Annotated in this window: 18 protein-coding genes; 9 read left to right on the top strand and 9 right to left on the bottom strand. The window is 70.3% G+C overall.

Annotation, left to right across the window (positions count from 1 at the left end):
• Window positions 1-18: 18 nt before the first annotated feature.
• Window positions 19-1,491, top strand: a complete 1,473-nt coding sequence (locus OG587_RS00850) for a hypothetical protein (RefSeq protein ID WP_329085869.1) — start codon at window positions 19-21, stop codon at window positions 1,489-1,491.
• Between the two features lie 353 nt (window positions 1,492-1,844).
• Entirely contained in the window at window positions 1,845-2,285 is a 441-nt protein-coding gene (locus tag OG587_RS00845; RefSeq protein ID WP_329085868.1) for a MarR family transcriptional regulator, read from the top strand.
• Between the two features lie 329 nt (window positions 2,286-2,614).
• On the opposite strand, the gene OG587_RS00840 is transcribed toward OG587_RS00845, so the two are convergent.
• From OG587_RS00840 to OG587_RS00810, 7 genes are all read right to left on the bottom strand, one after another.
• Window positions 2,615-3,376: a succinate dehydrogenase/fumarate reductase iron-sulfur subunit gene (locus OG587_RS00840; RefSeq protein WP_329085866.1), complete on the bottom strand. Its 762-nt coding sequence runs from the start codon at window positions 3,374-3,376 to the stop codon at window positions 2,615-2,617.
• A gap of 2 nt (window positions 3,377-3,378) precedes the next feature.
• On the bottom strand, window positions 3,379-5,286 hold the full coding sequence (locus OG587_RS00835; protein ID WP_329085864.1) for a fumarate reductase/succinate dehydrogenase flavoprotein subunit: 1,908 nt from the start codon (window positions 5,284-5,286) through the stop codon (window positions 3,379-3,381).
• 9 nt (window positions 5,287-5,295) lie between these two features.
• Complete coding sequence (locus OG587_RS00830) at window positions 5,296-6,081, bottom strand: hypothetical protein (RefSeq protein WP_329085862.1); 786 nt, start codon at window positions 6,079-6,081, stop codon at window positions 5,296-5,298.
• Window positions 6,082-6,412: 331 nt separating this feature from the next.
• Entirely contained in the window at window positions 6,413-6,862 is a 450-nt protein-coding gene (locus tag OG587_RS00825) for a response regulator (protein ID WP_329085859.1), read from the bottom strand.
• Window positions 6,859-8,478 (bottom strand): sensor histidine kinase, encoded by a 1,620-nt coding sequence (locus tag OG587_RS00820; protein WP_329085858.1) that lies wholly within the window; start codon window positions 8,476-8,478, stop codon window positions 6,859-6,861. Before OG587_RS00820 ends, OG587_RS00825 begins: the two co-directional genes overlap by 4 nt.
• Before the next feature lie 74 nt (window positions 8,479-8,552).
• Window positions 8,553-9,707 (bottom strand): PP2C family protein-serine/threonine phosphatase, encoded by a 1,155-nt coding sequence (locus tag OG587_RS00815; RefSeq protein ID WP_329085856.1) that lies wholly within the window; start codon window positions 9,705-9,707, stop codon window positions 8,553-8,555.
• A 262-nt stretch (window positions 9,708-9,969) separates the two neighbouring features.
• Window positions 9,970-10,902, bottom strand: a complete 933-nt coding sequence (locus tag OG587_RS00810; RefSeq protein ID WP_329085855.1) for a LysR family transcriptional regulator — start codon at window positions 10,900-10,902, stop codon at window positions 9,970-9,972.
• 410 nt (window positions 10,903-11,312) lie between these two features.
• Between OG587_RS00810 and OG587_RS00805 the strand changes: the two genes are divergently transcribed.
• The 5 genes from OG587_RS00805 to OG587_RS00785 all read left to right on the top strand — a co-directional run bounded on the left by OG587_RS00805 (window position 11,313) and on the right by OG587_RS00785 (window position 15,954).
• Window positions 11,313-12,074, top strand: coding sequence for a succinate dehydrogenase cytochrome b subunit (locus OG587_RS00805; protein ID WP_329085854.1), 762 nt, complete (start codon window positions 11,313-11,315; stop codon window positions 12,072-12,074).
• A gap of 12 nt (window positions 12,075-12,086) precedes the next feature.
• Window positions 12,087-12,254, top strand: coding sequence for a hypothetical protein (locus OG587_RS00800; RefSeq protein WP_329085853.1), 168 nt, complete (start codon window positions 12,087-12,089; stop codon window positions 12,252-12,254).
• Between the two features lie 7 nt (window positions 12,255-12,261).
• Window positions 12,262-14,190 carry a fumarate reductase/succinate dehydrogenase flavoprotein subunit gene (locus tag OG587_RS00795; RefSeq protein ID WP_329085852.1) on the top strand — a complete coding sequence of 643 codons (1,929 nt, stop codon included), beginning with the start codon at window positions 12,262-12,264 and terminating at the stop codon, window positions 14,188-14,190.
• On the top strand, window positions 14,187-14,924 hold the full coding sequence (locus tag OG587_RS00790) for a succinate dehydrogenase/fumarate reductase iron-sulfur subunit (protein WP_329085851.1): 738 nt from the start codon (window positions 14,187-14,189) through the stop codon (window positions 14,922-14,924). Before OG587_RS00795 ends, OG587_RS00790 begins: the two co-directional genes overlap by 4 nt.
• A gap of 328 nt (window positions 14,925-15,252) precedes the next feature.
• Window positions 15,253-15,954, top strand: coding sequence for a formylglycine-generating enzyme family protein (locus OG587_RS00785; RefSeq protein WP_329085849.1), 702 nt, complete (start codon window positions 15,253-15,255; stop codon window positions 15,952-15,954).
• A gap of 115 nt (window positions 15,955-16,069) precedes the next feature.
• On the opposite strand, the gene OG587_RS00780 is transcribed toward OG587_RS00785, so the two are convergent.
• On the bottom strand, window positions 16,070-16,630 hold the full coding sequence (locus OG587_RS00780; protein ID WP_329085848.1) for a Clp protease N-terminal domain-containing protein: 561 nt from the start codon (window positions 16,628-16,630) through the stop codon (window positions 16,070-16,072).
• A 2-nt stretch (window positions 16,631-16,632) separates the two neighbouring features.
• Window positions 16,633-16,866, bottom strand: a complete 234-nt coding sequence (locus OG587_RS00775; RefSeq protein WP_329085846.1) for an RNA polymerase subunit sigma-70 — start codon at window positions 16,864-16,866, stop codon at window positions 16,633-16,635.
• Window positions 16,867-16,979: 113 nt separating this feature from the next.
• Here OG587_RS00775 and OG587_RS00770 point away from each other — a divergent pair, with 113 nt between their 5' ends.
• Both OG587_RS00770 and OG587_RS00765 read left to right on the top strand, forming a co-directional pair.
• Complete coding sequence (locus OG587_RS00770; RefSeq protein WP_329085844.1) at window positions 16,980-18,671, top strand: ABC transporter ATP-binding protein; 1,692 nt, start codon at window positions 16,980-16,982, stop codon at window positions 18,669-18,671.
• Window positions 18,668-20,413: an ABC transporter ATP-binding protein gene (locus tag OG587_RS00765; protein WP_329085843.1), complete on the top strand. Its 1,746-nt coding sequence runs from the start codon at window positions 18,668-18,670 to the stop codon at window positions 20,411-20,413. Before OG587_RS00770 ends, OG587_RS00765 begins: the two co-directional genes overlap by 4 nt.
• Window positions 20,414-20,565: the final 152 nt, after the last annotated feature.

Below are 20,565 nucleotides of genomic sequence, written 5' to 3'. Positions count from 1 at the left end.
GCTGTCTCCGCCGTTGTGATGTCCGTGGGACTCAGCGGCGCCGTCCTGCTCGCCCTGGTGCCGCTCACCGGACCCTCCGCGGCCGGCGCGACCATCAGGACGATGGTCGTCGAGCCGTCGCAGATCGAGGGCTGTGACGTCGATCCCGCGGGCCCCTGCGAGGAGCCCACGCCGATCGTCACCGTCACGGTCACCGAGGATCCCCAGGGCGGCTCCGAGGAGACCGCCGTGCCGCAGAAGACCGTGACCACCACGGTCACCGTCCCGGCGTCGCCGAAGCCCCCCAAGGCCACGAAGACGACGGCTCCGCCCCCGCCCCCGCAGGAGACGGCGGTCGCGCCGCCGCCGGTCCAGGAGACGACCCCGGTGGTCCCGCCCGCCGAGACCGGCACGCCGGAGAGCAACGACCCCCAGTTCCCGCCGACCACCCCCGGGCCTAGCCAGCTGCCCACCGTCACGCCCACGCCGTCCGACACCGCCACGCTCGACGAGAGCGCCGCCGGCACCTCCGTGTACGAGATCCGCAACGCGGGTTCCGAGTTCGACGGGGCCACGCTGAGCCGCCAGCTCGGCGTCCCGGCGCTGATCCTGGTGTTGCTGGTGCTGTTCGCGGTCCTGATCTTCGAGGGCAGGCTGCGCCGCCTGGCCCACGCCGCGGCCATCCGCCGGGCCGGTCCGCGTGCGATGGGCCGCGATCCGATGGACCCGATGGCCTACCCCGGCGGTCCCGGCTACGGCGCCGGACCCGGTTACGCCCCTGGCCCCTACCAGGGCGGTACGGCCTACGCGCCGATCATCAGCTTCGTGCCCATGCAGATGTACGCCCCGGTCTACCCGGAGGGCTACACCCCCGAGCAGTACCCCCAGGGGTACGACCAGACGACGGCGTACATGCCCGCGGGCTACGAGCAGCAGCAGCCGGTCGCCGGTCACGGTGACCCGTACGACCCGCAGGCCGGACAGTCGCCCTACGGCCCGACGCTCCAGGACGGCCCGACGCTCCAGGACGGCTCGGCGGCCACGTTCCAGGGCACCTCGCAGTCCGGCCCCGACTCCCGCGAGGAGCGCCTCCCGCAGGGGGCGCCGGAGTTCCCCGGGGCGCCGTTCCCGCAGGAGCCCCCTCGGGGCGGTACGGGGTTCGACGGCCCGAGAGACGACTTCCGGTCGTTCGGTCCCACCGCTCCCGGTGACGCCCCCGGCCAGGGCCCTTCACCGGACCGGACCCTCCAGGACGACTCCACTCCGCCCGGCCGGGAATCGCGGGGCGACAGCGGGCCGGAGCGCGAGGCCATGACCTTCGGGCCCGAGTCGCAGAACGGTCCCGACGGCCGGCCGGCCGGGGGCGAGGGGCTTCCCGCCGAGCCGACCCCGACGGCGGTCTATCCGCTCCCCGGCCAGCCCTCCGACAAGGACACCGGCAAGGACGGCGGCAAGGACGGCGGCAAGGACGGCGGCAAGAAGAAGCGCGGCCTCTTCCGCCGCTCCACCTGACCCGACCGTCCGGGCGCGAGCCACGGCGTCCACGGCCTGGTCGTGGACGGTGCGGGAAGCAGCGCGGTCAGGGCGGGGGACACCGACGACGCACCAAGGGTGTCGTCGCGGTCGCCGCGCCGAACCGGCCCGCGAGGCCGCGCTCAGGACGATGCCGAGGGTGATCCATCGTCGGCGTGATAGGGGTGGGCCGCTTCGGGCAGGGGAGGCGGGCACGCCTTCTTCCCGAAGGATCGAACTACTCTTTGTAGACTAAAATAGAGACTCTCTGATTTAGAGTCTCTCTATTTTAGAGAGACTGGAAAGAGAGAACCGCCGTGTCAACGGAGTCGGAAGGCCGCGAAGAGATGATCATGGCCGTGTCCGATCAGGGGCGCCTGACGGCGATGCGGTCGGCGCTGTTCCACGTCGGCGTGGCCGGCCGGGCCGGGATCAACGTGACCGACCTCAACTGCCTGGCCGTCCTCGACAGGGAGGGCCCGCTGACCCCCCACGACCTCGCCGTGCGGATAGGGCTGACGCGTGGTGGCGCCATCACCGCGGTCGTGGACCGTCTGCAGAGAGCGGGATACGTGCGCCGCGGCCGGGACGGCGCCGACCGGCGCCGCGTCCTCGTCGAGCTGGTACGCGAGGGCCCCTACCGCGCGCTGCAGGAGATCCAGGCGGACGTCAACCGGGCCTACGCCGATCTCGCCGGGAGCTACAGCGACGCGGAGCTGACGATCATCCATGACTTCGCCGTCCGCGCCAACGACGTCATGCGGAGGCAGGCCCAGCGGCTGTGGCGGGACTGAAACCGGTGACCCGCCATACTCCCGGGCCTTCGCCCCGCCTCGCCGTGCGGACCTCGGCCTTCGCCTTGCCTCTTCGTGCGAACCTCAGCCCTCGCCCCGCTTCTCCGTGCGGGCCTCGGCCTTCGCCTTGCCTCTCCGCGCGGACCCCGGCCTCCGCCTTGCCTTGCCGTGCGGACCTCGGTCTTCGCCTTGCCTTTCCATGTGGACCCCGGCCCTCGCCCAGCCTCGCCGTGCGGCCTTCCGGCGGGAGCCCGCACGGAGAGGCGGAAACGCGGCGGCGCCGCCCCGGGAGAGCCCGTGGACGGCGCCGTCGTGGAACGCGGGAAGGGTCAGGTCTTCGAGCTGGAACGCTTGAAGATCTTGTTGCCCAGCCAGACCAGCGGGTCGTACTTCCGGTCGACGACGCGCTCCTTCATGGGAATCAGCGCGTTGTCAGTGATCTTGATGTGCTCGGGGCAGACCTCGGTGCAGCACTTGGTGATGTTGCAGTAGCCGAGACCGTGCTCCTCCTGGGCGGAGTCCTTGCGGTCGGCCACGTCGTACGGGTGCATGTCCAGCTCGGCGATCCGCATCAGGAAGCGCGGACCGGCGAAGTTGGTCTTGTTCTCCTCGTGGTCACGGATGACGTGACAGACGTTGTTGCACATGAAGCACTCGATGCACTTGCGGAACTCCTGGGACCGCTCGACGTCGATCTGCTGCATGCGGAACTCGCCCGGCTTCACGTTGGCCGGAGGGGTGAAGGACGGGATCTCCCTGGCCTTCTGGTAGTTGAACGACACGTCCGTGACGAGGTCCTTGATCACCGGGAACGTCCGCATGGGCGTCACGGTGATCGTCTCCTCCTCGGTGAAGGTGGACATCCGGGTCATGCACCCGAGCTTCGGCTTGCCGTTGATCTCCATCGAGCACGAGCCGCACTTGCCGGCCTTGCAGTTCCAGCGGACGGCCAGATCGGGGACCTGGGTCGCCTGGAGCCTGTGGATGATGTCGAGGACGACCTCGCCCTCGTTCACCTCGACCGTGAAGTCCTCAAGCTTGCCCTCGCCGCCCTCGCCCCGCCAGACGCGGAACTTCGCCTTGTAACTCATGGTTACTCCTTGGCCAGCGCGTCAAAGGCGGCCAGCTCTTCCTCGGTGATGTACTTCTTCAGCTCGTCACGGTCGAACAGTGCGATGAGGTCGTCCCGCATCGAAGGCTGCACCTGCTCCTCCACCGTGACGCCGGAGCCGTCCGGGGTGAGGCCACAGATCAGGATCTTGGTCCGCCACTCGGGCGACATGCCGGGGAAGTCGTCGCGCGTGTGGCCGCCGCGGCTCTCCTGGCGCAGCAGGGCCGCCTTCGCCACGCACTCCGAGACCAGGAGCATGTTGCGCAGGTCGAGGGCGAGGTGCCAGCCCGGGTTGTAGATGCGGCTGCCGGCCGCGCCGACGCCCTGGGCCCGCTCCTTGAGCTTCTCCACCGCCTCCATCGCCTCGGAGACCTCCTCGGCCTTGCGGATGATGCCGACCAGCTCGTTCATCGTCCGCTGCAGCTCGTGGTGGACCTCGTACGGGTTCTCGCCCGCGCGCTCCAGCGGGGCCAGCGCCTCCGCGCTCGCCTCGGCCACGACCTCCTCGGAGATCTTCGGCCGGGCCGCCAGGCCGTCCACGTACGAGGCCGCGCCCGCCCCCGCGCGGCGGCCGAACACCAGCAGGTCGGACAGCGAGTTGCCGCCCAGCCGGTTGGAGCCGTGCATGCCGCCGGAGACCTCACCGGCCGCGAACAGGCCGGGCACGCCCGCCGCGCCGGTGTCGGCGTCGACCTCGACGCCGCCCATGATGTAGTGGCACGTCGGGCCGACCTGCATGGCCTCCTTGGTGATGTCGACGTCCGCCAGCTCCTTGAACTGGTGGTGCATCGACGGCAGCCGCTTGATGATCTCCGCGGCCGGGAGGCGGGTGGAGACGTCGAGGTAGACGCCGCCCTGGGGCGATCCACGGCCCGCCTTCACCTCGGAGTTGATGGCCCGCGCGACCTCGTCGCGGGGGAGCAGCTCCGGAGGGCGGCGGTTGTTGGCCTGGTCGGTGTACCAGCGGTCGCCCTCCTCCTCGGTGGTGGCGTACTTGTCCTTGAACACGTCGGGGATGTAGTCGAACATGAAGCGCTTGCCCTCGGAGTTTCTCAGCACCCCGCCGTCACCGCGGACGGACTCGGTGACGAGGATGCCCCTGACCGAGGGCGGCCAGACCATCCCGGTGGGATGGAACTGGATGAACTCCATGTTGATCAGCTTCGCGCCGGCCAGCAGGGCCAGCGCGTGGCCGTCACCGGTGTACTCCCACGAGTTGGACGTGACCACGTACGACTTGCCGATGCCGCCGGTGGCCAGCACGATCGCGGGGGCGTCGAACAGGACGAGCCTGCCGTTCTCCCGCCAGTAGCCGAAGGCCCCGGAGATCGCGCCGCTCCCGCCGGGACCCGTCTCCTTGAGCAGGCGGGTGACCGTGCACTCCTGGAAGACCTTGATGTACGCCTCGGCGTCGCCGTGGAGCCTCTCGTCCTCCTGCTGGAGCGCGACCACCCGCTGCTGCAGGGTGCGGATCAGCTCCAGGCCCGTGCGGTCGCCGACGTGGGCCAGCCGCGGGTACTCGTGCCCGCCGAAGTTGCGCTGGCTGATCTTGCCGTCCTTGGTGCGGTCGAACAGCGCGCCCCACGCCTCCAGCTCCCAGACCCGGTCGGGGGCCTCCTTGGCGTGCAGCTCGGCCATCCTCCAGTTGTTGAGGAACTTGCCGCCGCGCATGGTGTCGCGGAAGTGCACCATCCAGTTGTCGTCGCTGTTGACGTTGCCCATGGCGGCGGCCGCGCCGCCCTCGGCCATGACCGTGTGCGCCTTGCCGAACAGCGACTTGCAGACGATCGCCGTCCGCTTGCCCTGCTGGCGGGCTTCGATGGCCGCCCGCAGACCCGCACCGCCGGCGCCGATGACGACGACGTCGTATTCGTGACGCTCGATTTCCACAGGTGATCCTTATGCGAACGAGAAGGCGATGATGCCCTTGGCGACCAGGCGCACGTACAGGTCGGCGCCCATGACGGAGAACATGGAGATCAGCGCGAGCTGCGAGTGCCTGGCGTTGAGCTTGGAGACGAAGCCCCACGCCCGGTAGCGGATCGGGTGCTTGGAGAAGTGGTTCAGGCGCCCGGCCGTGATGTGCCGGCAGGAGTGGCACGACAGCGTGTACAGGTTGATCAGGACCGCGTTGGCGATCAGGATCCACGTGCCCAGACCCGCCGGGTTCTCGATCAGAGCCTTCACCGCGTCGTACGCCAGGATGAGGCCGACGACGATCGCCGTGTAGAAGAAGTAGCGGTGGACGTTCTGCAGGATCAGCGGGAACCGCGACTCGCCGGAGTACTTCTTGTGCGGCTCGTTCACCCCGCAGGCCGGGGGCGAGAGCCAGAACCCCCGGTAGTAGGCCTTGCGGTAGTAGTAACAGGTGAAGCGGAACCCCGCGGGAAGGCCGAGGATCAGCAGACCGGGAGGCAGGGTGTACCAGTCGCCGAATGGGGCGAAGCCGAACAGTCGCGCGTCCGGCGGACAGCTCGTCGCCAGACAGGGCGACGCGAACGGCGCGTGGTACGGCGACACGAAGTAGCTTGTATCAAAGATCGCCCACGTGGCGTAGACGAGGAATGCCGTGAAAATGATGAAAGTGACCAGCGGATAGCGCCACCACTGGTCGGTTCGCAGGGTGCGCTCCTTGATCTGCGCACGTTGCCTTCTGGCCGGGCTCTCGGCCGTTGTCTGGGTCATCGAGACCTCTCCACCTCCCGCGGACCCCGCTCGCCCAGGGGTCCGGGTTGTTTCAGTTGTGCCGCGCGCTGGCCATGGTCGCGCCGGCTCACACGTGCGCGCGCATGTTGGTGGGGGATACGTTACGACGGAGCCTAGGGGTTATGTGTAAGGGGTCTCTCACAATTTCACCGACCCGGTGTGATTCCTGTCACGTTCGGCTGCCAAGGGCCTCCCGCCTGCGACGTCTCACGGGGTGGACGATCACAGGGAGGTCTCAGGAGGTTGTGGACACGGGTGCGGCGAATGAGCAACCCCTGATCTCGCCCCCGACGGCGACCCCGGCGGGCACTCAGTAGTGCTGGCCGGAGTTGGGCAGCTTGACGACGGTCACGAAGAAGTCGTCGATCCGCCGGACCACGCTGATGAACTGGTCGAAGTCGACCGGCTTGGAGACGTAGGCGTTGGCGTGCAGGTTGTAGCTGCGCAGGATGTCCTCCTCGGACTCCGACGTGGTCAGCACGACCACCGGGATCCCGCGGAGCTTCTCGTCGGCCTTGATGTCCTGGAGCACCTCCCGGCCGTCCTTGCGGGGCAGGTTGAGGTCCAGCAGGATCAGGTCGGGCCTGGGCGCGTCGGCGTAGTCGCCCTCCTTGCGCAGGAAGGACATGGCCTGCTCGCCGTCGTTGACCACGTGCAGCTTGTTGCGGACCTTGTTGAGCTCGAACGCCTCCCGCGTCAGCAGGACGTCGCCCGGGTCGTCCTCGACCAGGAGCACGTCGATCCAGCGCAGGTCATTCATTCCAGGTCTCCTGTGGGAAGGGTCCAGCGGAAGGTCGTGCCTGGCGTGGCGGCTCTCTCGACGTTCGCGCTGTTCTCGGTGATCGCGGTGTTCTCTGCGTTCTCAGTGTTCTCGGCGGTTCCGGCGTTCTCGGCGGCTCCGGCGGTCCCGGTGCTCTCGCCGTCTCCGGTGTCGACCCAGATGCGGCCACCGTGGTATTCGACGATCTTCTTGCAGAGCGCCAGCCCGATGCCCGTGCCCGCGTACACGTCCCGCCCGTGCAGGCGCTGGAAAATCAGGAAGATGCGGTCAGTGTATTTGCTCTCGATACCGATGCCGTTGTCGGTGCAGGAGAACTCCCACATGTCCCCGTCGCGCCGCACCCCGATGTGGATCACCGGCGGGTCCTGCGAGTGGAACTTGATCGCGTTGCCGACGAGGTTCTGGAAGAGCTGGGTCAGCTGCGCCCGGTTGCCGTACACCTCGGGAAGCTCGTCGTGGGTGACCGTCGCCCCGCTGTCCTCGATGGTCGCGCCGAGGTTGTTCAGCGCGGCCCTGAACGGCACGGTGGCGTCGATCCTGGTGCGCTCGCCGCCCATCCTGCCGACCCGGGAGAAGTCGAGCAGGTCGTTGATCAGCATCTGCATGCGCTTGGCGCCGTCGACGGAGAAGGCGATGTACTGCTTGGCGCGCTCGTCGAGCTGGTCGCCGTAGCGCTGCTCCAGCATCTGGGTGAAGCTGGCCACCTTGCGCAGCGGCTCCTGAAGGTCGTGACTGGCCACGTAGGCGAACTGCTCGAGCTCGCCGTTGGAGCGCTTCAGCTCCGCCGTCTGGTCCTCCAGCTTGCGCTGCGTCTCCGAGGACCGGCGCCACTCGGCGAGGATGCGGCGGCGCATCGCGTCGACGTGGCCCGACAGCTCGGACAGCTCGGCCGGGTGCTCGACCTTGAGCTTGTGGTCGAAATCCCCCTGGGCGACCGCGCGGACCTGCTCGTTCAGCTCCGCCAGCGGGCGGAGCACCGCGTACCGCACGATGAGCACCGCGGCGACCGCGGCCACGACCAGTGCCAGGGCCACCCCGATGAGCGCGGCGTAGAGGGCCTGCCAGCCGAGGTCGAGCCGCACGACGCCGAGCTCGTGCAGCCGGTTCAGGTGGCTCTGGAGCCCCGTGAGGGACTGGCGGACCTGGTTGAACCGAGTGGCGTTGATGGTGGCGTTCTGCCGGGAGGCCTCGGTCTTCAGGGTCGGTACGGTGGCGATGACCGTCTCGGCGTAGTCGCGCCGCCAGGCCTCTCCCGCGGCCTTCAGCGCGGCCACCTCGGCACTGACCGCCTGCCGTTCCGGTATCCGGGGGAGCAGCGTGGTAAGCGTGTCCAGCGAGGTCTTCTCCGCGGCGATCGCGTTCCGGTAGTCCCGCAGGGAGACGTCCTCGTTGGTCCTGCCGTACGCCCGCACCGAGCTCTCCTGCGAGGTCATCGCGTTGGAGATCTCCAGGAGGCGCAGCGCCGCCGGGTCGATGACGTCGACGAGCGTCTCCCTGGCCTCTCGCGTCTCCTCGATCGACTTGATCGTGACGACGGCCGAGATCATGAAGACCAGCGCGATGCCCACCCCGGCGAACGTGAACCAGCGGCCCACCGGAAGGTTCCCGACCCCCTTCGAGGGGGTGAATTCGGGCAGGGGCTGAGGGCTCGAACGGTCGGAACGGCCGGTCATCGTTTCCCGTTCCGGGAGATGAGCACGGTCGCGAGGTCGTCGCTGAGCGCGTCGCGGTTCAGCTCGATGACGCGTTCGATGAGGCGGTCGAGCTCGATCCCGCCCTGCTCCTGGACGAGTCTGAGGAGGCCCTCGGTGCCGAGCAGGTCGGGCCCGCCGCCCACGGTGGCCTCGATCAGGCCGTCGGTGTAGAGCAGCAGCGACCAGTCGTCGCCGAGCGGCACGTCGATCGCCGACCAGCGGACGTCCTGGAAGATCCCCAGCGGGGGGCCCGAGGGGGTGCCGGGCACCACGCCGATCACACCGTCGCGGATCAGCAGCGGCGGCGGGTGGCCGACCACGTGCATCCGCGCCGTGCTGAGCGTGGGGTCGATCGTGACGATGCACAGGGTGGTGAAGATCTCCGCGGACTTGCGCTCCAGGCGGAGCACCGACTCCAGGGTGCCGAGCAGCTCGTTGCCGGTGTGCCCGGCCAGGACCAGGGTCCGCCAGGCGATCCTGAGCGCGACTCCCAGCGCGGCCTCGTCGGGGCCGTGCCCGCACACGTCGCCGACCACCACGTGGACGGCGCCGTCGGGGCTCTGCACGGTGTCCCAGAAGTCACCGGCGAGAAGGGCACGCCTGCGTCCCGGCAGGTAGCGGGCCTGGTGGTCCAGGACCCCCGGGGTCAGCAGCGGGACCGGCAGCAACCCCCGTTCGAGGCGGGAGTTCTCCTTGGTGAGCAGCTCGGCCTCGACCAGCTTGCGCTGGGCCAGGTCGGCGCGCTTGCGCTCTATGGAGTAGCGGATCGCCCGCGCCAGCAGGCGGGCCTCCACATCCTGCTTGACCAGGAAGTCCTGGGCGCCGGCGGCGACGGCCTCCACGCCGACGTGGGTGTCGTTCAGACCGGTCAGCACGAGCACGGCGGCGTGCGGCGCCATCGACAGCACCTGCTCCAGTGCCTCAAGGCCGGTCGCGTCGGGCAGGGAGAGGTCGACGAGCACGCACCGCACGTCCTCGGTGAGACGCTCCCGGCTCTCGGCCATGCTGCGCACCCAAATGATCTTGGGTGGGTTGTCCGCCTCGCTGAGCAGCTCCTCCACGAGGAAGGCGTCGCCGGCGTCGTCCTCGATGAGGAGAAGCGTGAGCGTTTCATTGGCGGGGGCGGTCACTGACGCCTCTTCGTTGGATCGGGAGAACCTGTCGACGCTACGTAGAATAGTGTGACACCGGGACTTAGAGGGTGTTGATCAGTCGCCCTGGTCCACGCGACCGATATCGTGCCCGCCGCACGTCGGGAACGCGCCACAGTGCCCGTCAGGGGCCTGCCAGATGCCCGTCGGGCACCCGCTGCGAACCCCCGGCCGCCATGCGAACGAGCACCCGCGCCGCGTGCCGCCGCGGCGGTTCCCGGAGCGGATCCGCCAGGGGGAATCACCCCTCGGTGATCAGATCGAGTCCCTGGGGAAGGCTGCCGTCGCGGGCGGCCTCGGTGAGGAAGAGGAGCAGGGTCGTGCGGAAGGCCTGGGCGGCGCGGGTGGGCTCGACGTCCTTGCGGTGCGCGATGGCTATGGTGCGGCGCAGTCCGGGAGGCGCGAGCGGCGTCCCCGCCAGTCCGGGGCGGCCGTCCAGCACCATCGAGGGAACCAGCGCGATCCCCAGCCCGGCCTCCACGAAGCGCAGCACGGCGTCCATCTCGCCGCCCTCCACCGCGAACCTGGGCTCGAACCCGGCCTGCCTGCAGGCGCTGAGCGTGGCCTCCCGCAGGTCGTACCCGCGCCTGAACATCACCATCGGCCGCCGCCGCAGCTCCTCGATGCGCACGTACGGCCTGCGGGTGTGATCGTTCGAGGGGGAGGCGACGACGAGGTTCTCCCGCAGGATCTCCTCGGTGACGAGGGCCGGGTCGTCGCTGTGCAACGGCATGATGATCAGCGCCAGGTCGAGCTGGCCGCGGGCGAGGGTGCGGACCAGGTCGCGGGAGCCGCCCTCCTCCACGAACAGCTCGATGCCGGGGTAGGCGTGATGGAACCTGGCCAGCGCGTCGGCGAGCAGCCCGGCGCAGAGCGAGGGGGTCGCGCCCAGCCTGACCCGGCCGCGGCGCAGGCCCGCCAGCTCGCCGACCTCGCTCCTGGCGGTCTCGGCGTCGGCCAGCATCCTGCGGGCCAGCGGCAGCAGCGCCTCGCCCGCCGGGGTCAGCGTGACGTTTCCCCGGGCGCGGCTGAACAGCGGCGCGCCGAGCTCGGTCTCCAGGGCCTTGATCTGCTTGCTCAGCGAGGGCTGGGCGACGCGCATCCCCTCGGCGGCCTGGGTGAAGTGCCGGGCCTCGGCGACCGCCACGAAGTAGGCGAGTTGCTGGAGCTGCACGTTTCCCAAGGGTAGGGGGTCCCCGGTGTCCGGCCTCATCCGCCCACGACTTCACCCGTACGAGTCCCTCGCACGGGTGAAGTCGTGGGCGTCGGGCTCCTGAGCTCCCGGAGCCCTGAACGCGCGGATGCGTAGAGCCTTGCGCACGCGGACGGATGGGGTCTTGAGCGTGGATGGGGTTTTGAGCGCGCGGACGTATAGCGCACGGGCCTTCCGGTCTCGGATCCGGGACCGGTGGTGACGTGGGAGACGATGGGAGATCGCGGCCGGGGAGCTGTGAGATTGCTCGCACCGCGCGGGCGGCGCGTTCCAGGAAGCGGCAGGGACGCACAGCTAATAGCCACAGGCTATGGAAACCACATCCATGATGACTTGGACGGCGGTAAATCCTCCTACTTAGCGTGACAGACGTGACTGCCACGATTGAGCGCGGATCCGCCACCGCGCCGGTGAAACCCCCGGCGGACGCCCCCGCGAAGCCGACGCGGCCCAGGCGGGGCGGCTTCCTGAGCTCCTCCAACGGCAAGAAGGCCGTGATGGCCGTCACGGGTGCCGTGATGGTGCTCTTCCTTGTCGGCCACATGGCCGGGAACCTCAAGAGCTTCTTCGGCGCGGAGTCCTTCAACTCCTACGCGGCCTTCCTGCGGACCATGGGCGAGCCGATCCTCCCGCACCGCGTCCTGCTGACCGTCGTCGAGATCGGGCTGGTCGTCGCGGTCGGACTGCACATGTGGGCGGCGATCTCCCTGGCCAGGCGGGCGCGCAAGGCCCGTCCGGTCAGGTACGCGGCCAGGCGCAGGTCCCGGGCGGGCGGCTACGCGGTCCACACCATGCGCTACGGCGGCGTCGTCATCGTGCTGTTCGTGGTCTACCACCTGCTCGACCTGACGTTCGGCGCGGTGAACCCGGCGGGGGCCGGCTCCACCCCGTACGAGCGACTGGTCGAGGGCTTCGCGCCGTCCCGCTGGTGGGTCACCCTGTTCTACGTGCTCGCGGTCGTCATGGTCGGCCTGCACCTGCGCCACGGTCTGTGGAGCGCCTTCCAGACGCTCGGCCTGGCGAGCCGTCGCAGCTACCGCCCGCTGAGGGCCGCCGCCACGGGGCTGTCGGCCCTGCTGGTCGTCGGCTTCCTCGCGGTCCCGGTCGCGGTCGCGGTCGGAGTGATCAAGTGAGCGGGACCCGGCGTGACGAGCGCGGTGGCGTACGAGGAGCGGGTCTCCCGTACGGCGAACAAGGAGCGGGCCTCCCGCACGGCGGGCGAGAAGCGGATCTTCCGCGCGGTGAACAAGGGACGGATCTTCCGCGTGGCGAACAAGGGGCGGATCTTCCGCGTGGTGAGCGAGGAGCGGTGAGCGGGTCATGACCACGAGGTACACAGAGGGCGAGCCGATCCGCGACACCAAGGCCCCCGACGGCCCGATCGAGGACCGCTGGGAGAAGCGCAAGTTCGGCGCCAAGCTGGTCAACCCGGCCAACAAGCGCAAGCTCAACGTCATCGTCGTGGGCACGGGGCTGGCGGGCGGCTCGGCCGCCGCGACCCTCGGCGAGCTGGGCTACAACGTCAAGTCCTTCTGCTACCAGGACACGCCCCGCCGCGCGCACTCCATCGCGGCCCAGGGCGGCATCAACGCGGCCAAGAACTACCGGGGCGACGGCGACTCGATCTACCGGTTGTTCTACGACACGGTCAAGGGCGGCGACTTCCGCGCCCGCGAGTCCAACGTCTACCGGCTCGCCCAGGTCAGCGTGAACATCATCGACCAGGCCGTGGCCCAGGGCGTGCCGTTCGCCCGCGAGTACGGCGGCCTGCTCGACACCCGCTCCTTCGGCGGCGCGCAGGTCTCCCGCACCTTCTACGCCAGGGGCCAGACGGGCCAGCAGCTCCTGCTCGGCGCGTACCAGGCGCTGGAGCGGCAGATCGCGGCCGGAACCGTCGAGATGCACACCCGCCACGAGATGCTCGACCTGATCGTCTCCGATGGCCGGGCGCGCGGCGTCATCGTCCGCGACATGGTCACCGGCGAGATCGAGCGGCACCTGGCCGACGCGGTCGTGCTGGCCAGCGGCGGGTACGGCAATGTGTTCTTCCTGTCGACCAACGCCAAGGGCTGCAACACCACCGCGATCTGGCGGGCGCACCGGCGCGGCGCGATGTTCGCCAACCCCTGCTACACCCAGATCCACCCGACCTGCATTCCGGTCAGCGGCGACTACCAGTCGAAGCTGACCCTGATGTCGGAGTCGCTGCGCAACGACGGCCGCGTGTGGGTGCCGCTGGAGCGGGGCGACACCCGTCCGGCCTCGGAGATCCCCGAGGAGGAGCGCGACTACTACCTGGAGCGCATCTACCCGGCGTTCGGCAACCTGGTCCCGCGCGACATCGCCTCCCGCGCCGCCAAGAACGTCTGCGACGAGGGCCGCGGCGTCGGCCCCGGCGGCCTGGGCGTCTACCTCGACTTCGCCGACGCGATCCGCCGCCTGGGCCGAGACGCGGTGGAGAAGAAGTACGGCAACCTCTTCGAGATGTACGAGCGCATCACCGGCGAGGACCCCTACGCCCAGCCGATGCGCATCTACCCGGCCGTCCACTACACGATGGGCGGCCTGTGGGTGGACTACGACCTGCAGTCCACGATCCCGGGCCTGTTCGTGATCGGCGAGGCCAACTTCTCCGACCACGGAGCCAACCGCCTCGGCGCGTCCGCGCTGATGCAGGGCCTGGCCGACGGCTACTTCGTGCTGCCGACCACGATCGGCGACTACCTCGCGAACGGCCCGTACGGGGACGTCGACGAGGAGGCCGTGGCCGAGGCGGAGGTCGCCGTACGCGAGAGGATCGCCAGGCTGCTGTCGAACGACGGGGACCGCACCGCCGACTCCTACCACCGCGAGCTGGGCAAGCTCATGTGGGACTACTGCGGGATGGAGCGCACCGAGGAGTCGCTGCGCAAGGCCCTGGAGCGGATCCCCGAGCTGCGCGAGGAGTTCTGGAGGAACGTGAAGGTCTCCGGCGAGGCCGGGGAGCTCAACCAGGCGCTGGAGCGGGCCGGGCGGGTGGCCGACTTCTTCGACCTGGCCGAGCTGATGTGCGTTGACGCGCTGCACCGCACCGAGTCGTGTGGCGGCCACTTCCGCGCCGAGTCGCAGGACGCCGACGGCGAGGCCCTGCGCGACGACGAGCACTTCGCCTACGTCGCCGCCTGGGAGTACGGGGAGCAGGGCCCGATCCTGCACAAGGAAGATCTCGACTACGAGTACGTCAAGATGAGCCAGCGGAGTTACAAGTGAACCTGACACTCAAGGTCTGGCGGCAGAGGGGTCCCGAGGACAAGGGCCGCATGGTCACCTACCGGGTCGAGGACGTGTCGCCGGACATGTCCTTCCTGGAGATGCTCGACGTCCTCAACGAGCGGCTCATCCTGGAGGGCGACGACCCGGTCGCCTTCGACCACGACTGCCGCGAGGGCATCTGCGGCATGTGCGGCATGGTCATCAACGGTGTCGCGCACGGCGAGCAGGTGGCCACCACCACCTGCCAGCTGCACATGCGGCACTTCGAGGACAACGCGGTCATCACCATCGAGCCGTGGCGCGCCGCGCCCTTCCCGGTGGTGAAGGACCTGGTCGTGGACCGCTCGGCGTTCGACCGGATCATCCAGGCGGGCGGCTTCGTCTCCGTCCCGGCGGGATCGGCCCCCGACGCGCACAGCGTCCCGGTGAAGAAGGTCGACGCCGACGCGGCGTTCGACGCGGCCACCTGCATCGGCTGCGGCGCCTGTGTCGCCGCCTGCCCGAACGGCTCGGCCTCCCTCTTCACCGCCGCCAAGATCACCCACCTGGGCCTGCTGCCGCAGGGCCAGCCCGAGCGCGACTCCCGCGCCAAGGCCATGGTCGAGCAGATGGACGCCGAGGGCTTCGGCGGCTGTACCAACACCGGCGAGTGCACGGCGGTCTGCCCCAAGGGCATCCCGCTGGACACGATCGCCCAGATGAACCACGACTACCTGCGGGCCGCGAAGTAGGTTCCCGAAGACGGAGCCGCCCCGGCCGTCGGGGCGGCTCTCGCTTTTCCCGTCCCGGATCGTCGGTACTCTCCGGTTGGCGGTTGACCTTCCGGACGGTTGACGCGACACACGTCCCGCGCCGGGCCGTTACCGTCGATCGTCCGCGATGTGCCGGTCCGGTGCCGGCCGGGCCGATCGCGGACCGACCGCGGACCTCGATCCCGCCGGGGTGACCGGGGACCGACCGCGAGCCGATCGCGGACCGATCGCTGGCCTCGATCCCGCCGGGACGACACGCGGAGTCCGCGTGTCGTCGACACGAACCGATCGCCCAGGAGAGCCCGTGATGAGTCCCGAACCGACGCCGCCCCAGGAGATCGCCGAGCGCATGATCGAGATTCCCGCCGGGAAGATCTTCCTGCGGGACGAGGGGACGAAGGCGATCTGGAAGGTCGAGGTCGGGGCCTTCCTGCTGGCGTCGCATCCCGTGACCCGCGAGCTGTACCGCGCCGTTCGGGGCGAGGGGGGTGAAACGCCCGCGAGTCCGGCGGGGCCCAGGACGCCGGTGACCGAGGTCTCCTGGCAAGAGGCCGTCCGGTTCTGCAACCTGCTCTCCGAGGCGGCGGGGCTCGACCCCTGCTACTCGATGGGCGACGACCGCGACGGGCAGGACGTGGTCTGCGACTGGGAGGCCGGCGGCTATCGCCTCCCGTCCGAGGCGGAGTGGGAGTACGCGTGCAGGGCCGGGACCTCCGGCGTTTGCTACGGAGAGCTGGACGAGATCGCCTGGTACGGCGGGAACTCCGGCGGCGAGGTGCACGACGTCGCGACCAGGGCGCCGAACGCGTGGGGCCTGCACGACATGATCGGCAACGTGTGGGAGTGGTGCTGGGATCTCTACGATCCCGGCGTCTACGGCCCGTACCGCGTGTTCCGCGGCGGAGGCGCGTACGACCTTCCCCGAGGATGCCGGGCGTCGTGCCGCCGCAAGAGCCACCCGACCTTCCGCGTCGACGACCTCGGGTTCCGGCTCGCCCGATCGCGGTGAGCGGGGAGACGCCCCAGACCGGGCTCGACGGCACCGGCTCCGCCACCGGACGGCCCTGACGGCACCGATGCCCCGGCACGCCCGAACCCGTACCCGGCCCCTCGGTTCGGTGCGGCTAGCCCAGCTCGACGACGATCTCCTGCCGCAGGCTCGTGAAGTCGAGGCCCGCGTCGGCCAGGACCTTGCTGCCCAGCCCCTCGCCCTCGCGCAGGATGCCCAGCAGGATGTGCCCGTCGCCGATGTAGTTGTGCTTGAGGTTGATGGCCTCGCGCAGGGACAGCTCCAGGGTCTTCTTCGCCCGGGGGCTGAAGCGGATGTGGAGGCCGCCGAGCACGCGGCCCCGGCGCTCGATGCCGGGCCTGCGGTCCAGGGCGCCGGGCCCGAAGGCCGCCTCCACCTTCTCCCTGATGGCCGACAGGTCGATGCCGATCGACTCCAGCGCCTCGGCGTCGAGGGCGTCGCCAGGCTTCGACGGGGTGAGGCGGACGACCGACCGGTAGGCGCCGGCGTGGTCGAGGCCGTGACGGCCCAGCACCCGCGCCGAGAGGCTTTCCGGCTGGTCGAGCAGGCCGAGCAGGATGTGCTCGGTGCCGATGATGTCGTGCCGCAGTTTGCGGGCGTTCTCCTGGGCGAGGGTCACCGCCTGGCGGGCCTCGTGGTGGAACCGTTCGAACATCGCTATCTCTCCCGTCTCAGCAAACCTCGGCCGCCCGCGTACTTCTTGTGCACCGCCTGCCGGGTCACTTCCAGACAGTGCGCGATCTCCTGCCAGGACCAGCCCTGCTCCCGTGCGTTCTCCACCTGGAGGGCCTCCAGCCGGTCGACCAGCGTTCGCAGTGCCCGCACGGCCCGCAGGCCCACGGCCGGATCGCGGCTACCGGCGTCGGATGCCAGCTGCGCCGTATCACTCATGGGTGTCAATTTAGGTTGACGTGAGCCGCTTGTCAACTCCAATTGACGGCGACACGCCCGGGGTCGAAAATGGTTTGCCTGGTCAGGGGGGAGTTTGTAACCCTTGAAGGGAGATGCGCTCCTTACCCACCGCCAACCCCGGCGTTCCCGATGCCCGCAGTCCGATCAGATACCTGCGGTGGGTGGCCCACACGCAAAGGGGCCCGCTGCTCCTCGGCATCGTCTACGCCACCCTGTGGTGGCTCGCGATGGCGCTCGTGCCGTACGCCATGGGCAGGGGGATCGACGCCATCACTGCCAGGGACCTGTCGTCCCTGACCACCTGGGGCGGGGTGGTGCTCGCCCTGGGGATCGCGCAGGCCGTCACCGGCATCCTGCGCCACCGGCTGGCCGTCTACAACTGGCTGGCCGCCGCCTACCGGACCGTGCAGGTCACCGCCAGGCAGTCGACCCGGCTGGGTGCGACCCTGCCCAAGCGCATGTCCACCGGCGAGGTCGTCAGCGTCGGCAACTCCGACATCGCCCACATCGGCAACGCGATCGACATCCTGATCCGGGGCAGCGGCGCGGTCGTCGCCATCGCCGTCGTGACCGTCATCCTGATGGGCAGCTCACCGCCGCTCGGCCTGGTGGTGCTGGTGGGCCTGCCCCTCATGGCGGTCGCCGTCGCCCCCCTGCTCAAGCCGCTGCACCGCCGCCAGAACGCCCACCGCGACCTGCAGGGCGACCTCTCCACCCGCGCCGCCGACATCGTCGCCGGCCTGCGGGTGCTGCGCGGCATCGGCGGCGAGCGGGTCTTCGCCGACCGCTACGGCACCGAGTCCCAGCGGGTGCGGCGGGCGGGCGTGCGGGTGGCCTCCGTCGAGTCGATGCTGGAGGGCGCGCAGGTCCTGCTGCCTGGGCTGCTGATCACCGTGGTGACCTGGCTCGGCGCGACCTTCGCGATGCGCGGCGAGATCAGCGCCGGTCAGCTCGTCGCCTTCTACGGCTACGCCGCCTTCCTGATCGCCCCCGTGCGCACCCTCACCGAGGCCGCGGACAAGCTGACCAAGGGGCACGTCGCCGCCCGCAGGGTGGTGCGCATCCTCTCGCTGGAGCCGGAGGTGGAGGGCGGCACCGGCCGCTCCGAGGGCGGCCTGCTGCGCGACGTGGCCTCCGGGGTCGCCGTGCGCCCCGGCATGCTCACCGCCGTCGCGGCGGCCGTTCCCGAGGAGGCCGCGACCATCGCCGACCGGCTCGGCCGCTACAGCGAGGGCGACGTCGACTTCGGCGACGTGGCGCTCGCGACCCTGCCGATCTCCGAGGTGCGCCGCCGGATCCTCGTCGCCGACAACGACGCCAAGCTGTTCGCCGGGGTGCTCAGAAACGAGCTCGACGTCACCGGCCGGGCCACGGCCGAGGAGCTCGACCATGCGCTGCGGGCCGCGTGCGCCGAGGACATCGTCGAGGCGCTGCCCGGCGGTCTCGACGGGCGCGTCGCCGAGGCGGGCCGGGAGTTCTCCGGCGGCCAGCAGCAGCGGCTCCGACTCGCCAGGGCGCTCACCGTCGACCCGGAGGTGCTCATCCTCATCGAGCCCACCAGCGCGGTCGACGCCCACAGCGAGGCGCGCATCGCCGACCGGCTCGCCAAGGCCCGCGCCGGCAAGACCACGCTGGTCTGCACGACCAGCCCGCTGGTGCTCGACCGCACCGACCACGTCATCTACGTCGAGGGAGGCGTCGTGCGCGCCCAGGGCACGCACCGGGAGCTCCTGGCCGCCCACCCGGGTTACACCGCCGTCGTCACCCGAGGGGAAGAGTCATGAGCAGGCAGATCCTGCCCGTCGCCGACCAGGCGCAGGTCCGTGCGTACGCCCGAAGGCTCACCCTGAAGTACCCCCGCGACCTGACCGTGGCCCTGGTCCTGCACGCCCTGGCCGCCGTCGCGGGCCTCGCGGTGCCGTGGCTGCTCGGCGGCCTCGTCCAGGGCGTCCACAACGGCTCCGGGGTCGACGTCACCCAGGTGTCACTGGCCATCGGCGGCTTCGTGGTCGCCCAGGCGGTGCTCGTCAGGTTCGCCGTCTACGCCTCCTCCAGGCTCGGGGAGAAGGTCCTCGCCGAGCTGCGCGAGGAGTTCGTCGAGCGGGTGCTCGGCCTGCCGCTGTCCACGGTCGAGCGCGCCGGATCCGGTGACCTGATCTCGCGGACCTCGCGCGACGTCGACTCGCTGTCGCGCACCGTGCGGCACGCCGTGCCCGAGACGCTGATCGCGCTGGTCACCTGCGTGATCACCGTTGGCGCGCTCGTCGTGGTCGGGCCGCTGCTCGCGCTGCCCTCGCTGCTGGCCGTCCCCATCCTGTGGATCTCCACCCGCTGGTATCTCAAGCGCGCCAGGGACGGATACCTGCGAGAGAGCGCGGCGTACGCCGACATGACCGACGGCCTGGCCGAGACGGTCAACGGCGCCCGCGCCGTGGAGGCCCTGGGCCTGCAGGAGCGGCGCCACCGCCGTACCGACGCCGACATCACCGAGTCGTGGGCGGCCGAGAGCTACACGCTGGGGCTGCGCACGGTCTGGTTCCCCTCGGTCGAGCTCGGCTACGTGATCCCGATCGTGGCGACGCTGGTCATCGGCGGCCTCTTCTACACCCAGGACTGGGTCACGCTGGAGCAGGTCACCGCCGCCACACTGTACGTCCAGCAGCTCATCGACCCGCTCGACCGGCTGCTCATGTGGATCGACGAGCTCCAGGTCGGCGGCGCCTCCATGGCCCGCCTGCTGGGCGTCGCCGAGGTGCCCGACGACCGCGAGGCCGGTTCCGGCGCCCCCGAGGGCAGCGAGCTGAAGGCCGACGACGTCCGCTACGCCTACCGCGAGGGCCACGACGTGCTGCACGGCATCGACCTGACGGTGAGACCGGGGGAGCGGCTGGCCATGGTCGGTCCGTCCGGGGCCGGCAAGTCCACGCTGGGTCGCCTGCTCGCGGGCATCCACGGCCCCCGCACCGGCTCCGTCGCGGTCGGCGGCGTCCCGCTGGTCGAGCTCCCCCTGGACGACCTGCGCGGCCATGTCGCCCTGGTGACCCAGGAGCACCACATCTTCCGGGGCACCGTACGCGACAACGTGCTGATCGCCCGGCCCGACGCCGACGACGCCCGGGTCCGTGAGGTGCTGGAGGCCGTCAACGCCTGGGAGTGGGTCGAGGCCCTGCCCGAGGGTCTCGACACGGCCGTCGGCTCCGGCGGCGAGGCCATCCCCGCAGCCCAGGCGCAGCAGCTGGCCCTGGCCCGGCTGGTCCTGGCCGACCCGCACACCCTCGTCCTCGACGAGGCCACCTCGCTGATCGACCCCCGCGCCGCCCGCCACCTGGAACGCTCACTGGCCGCCGTCCTCGACGGCCGTACGGTCATCGCCATCGCCCACCGCCTCTACACGGCCCACGACGCCGACCGCGTCGCGGTGGTCGAGGACGGCCGCATCAGCGAACTCGGCTCCCACGAGGAACTGGTCGCGGCGGGGGGCTCGTACGCGGCGCTGTGGAGCAGCTGGCACGGCACGTCCAGGTGAGAGCAGAACAGCAACGAAGTCACCCCCGCCTCCCTGTGGAACCTCGCCAACTACCACCCCACCGGCGACCTCGCGGCCGTTACCGCCCCCGTACACGCGATTCTCGCGACTGACGACGCCATCACCCCGGCACCGGCCGCACGCCGCGCCCT

Origin of the sequence: Streptosporangium sp. NBC_01469 (assembly GCF_036227305.1) — a bacterium.
In the GTDB taxonomy this organism is placed as follows: Bacteria; Actinomycetota; Actinomycetes; order Streptosporangiales; family Streptosporangiaceae; genus Streptosporangium.
This window is presented reverse-complemented; position numbering and strand designations above follow the sequence as displayed.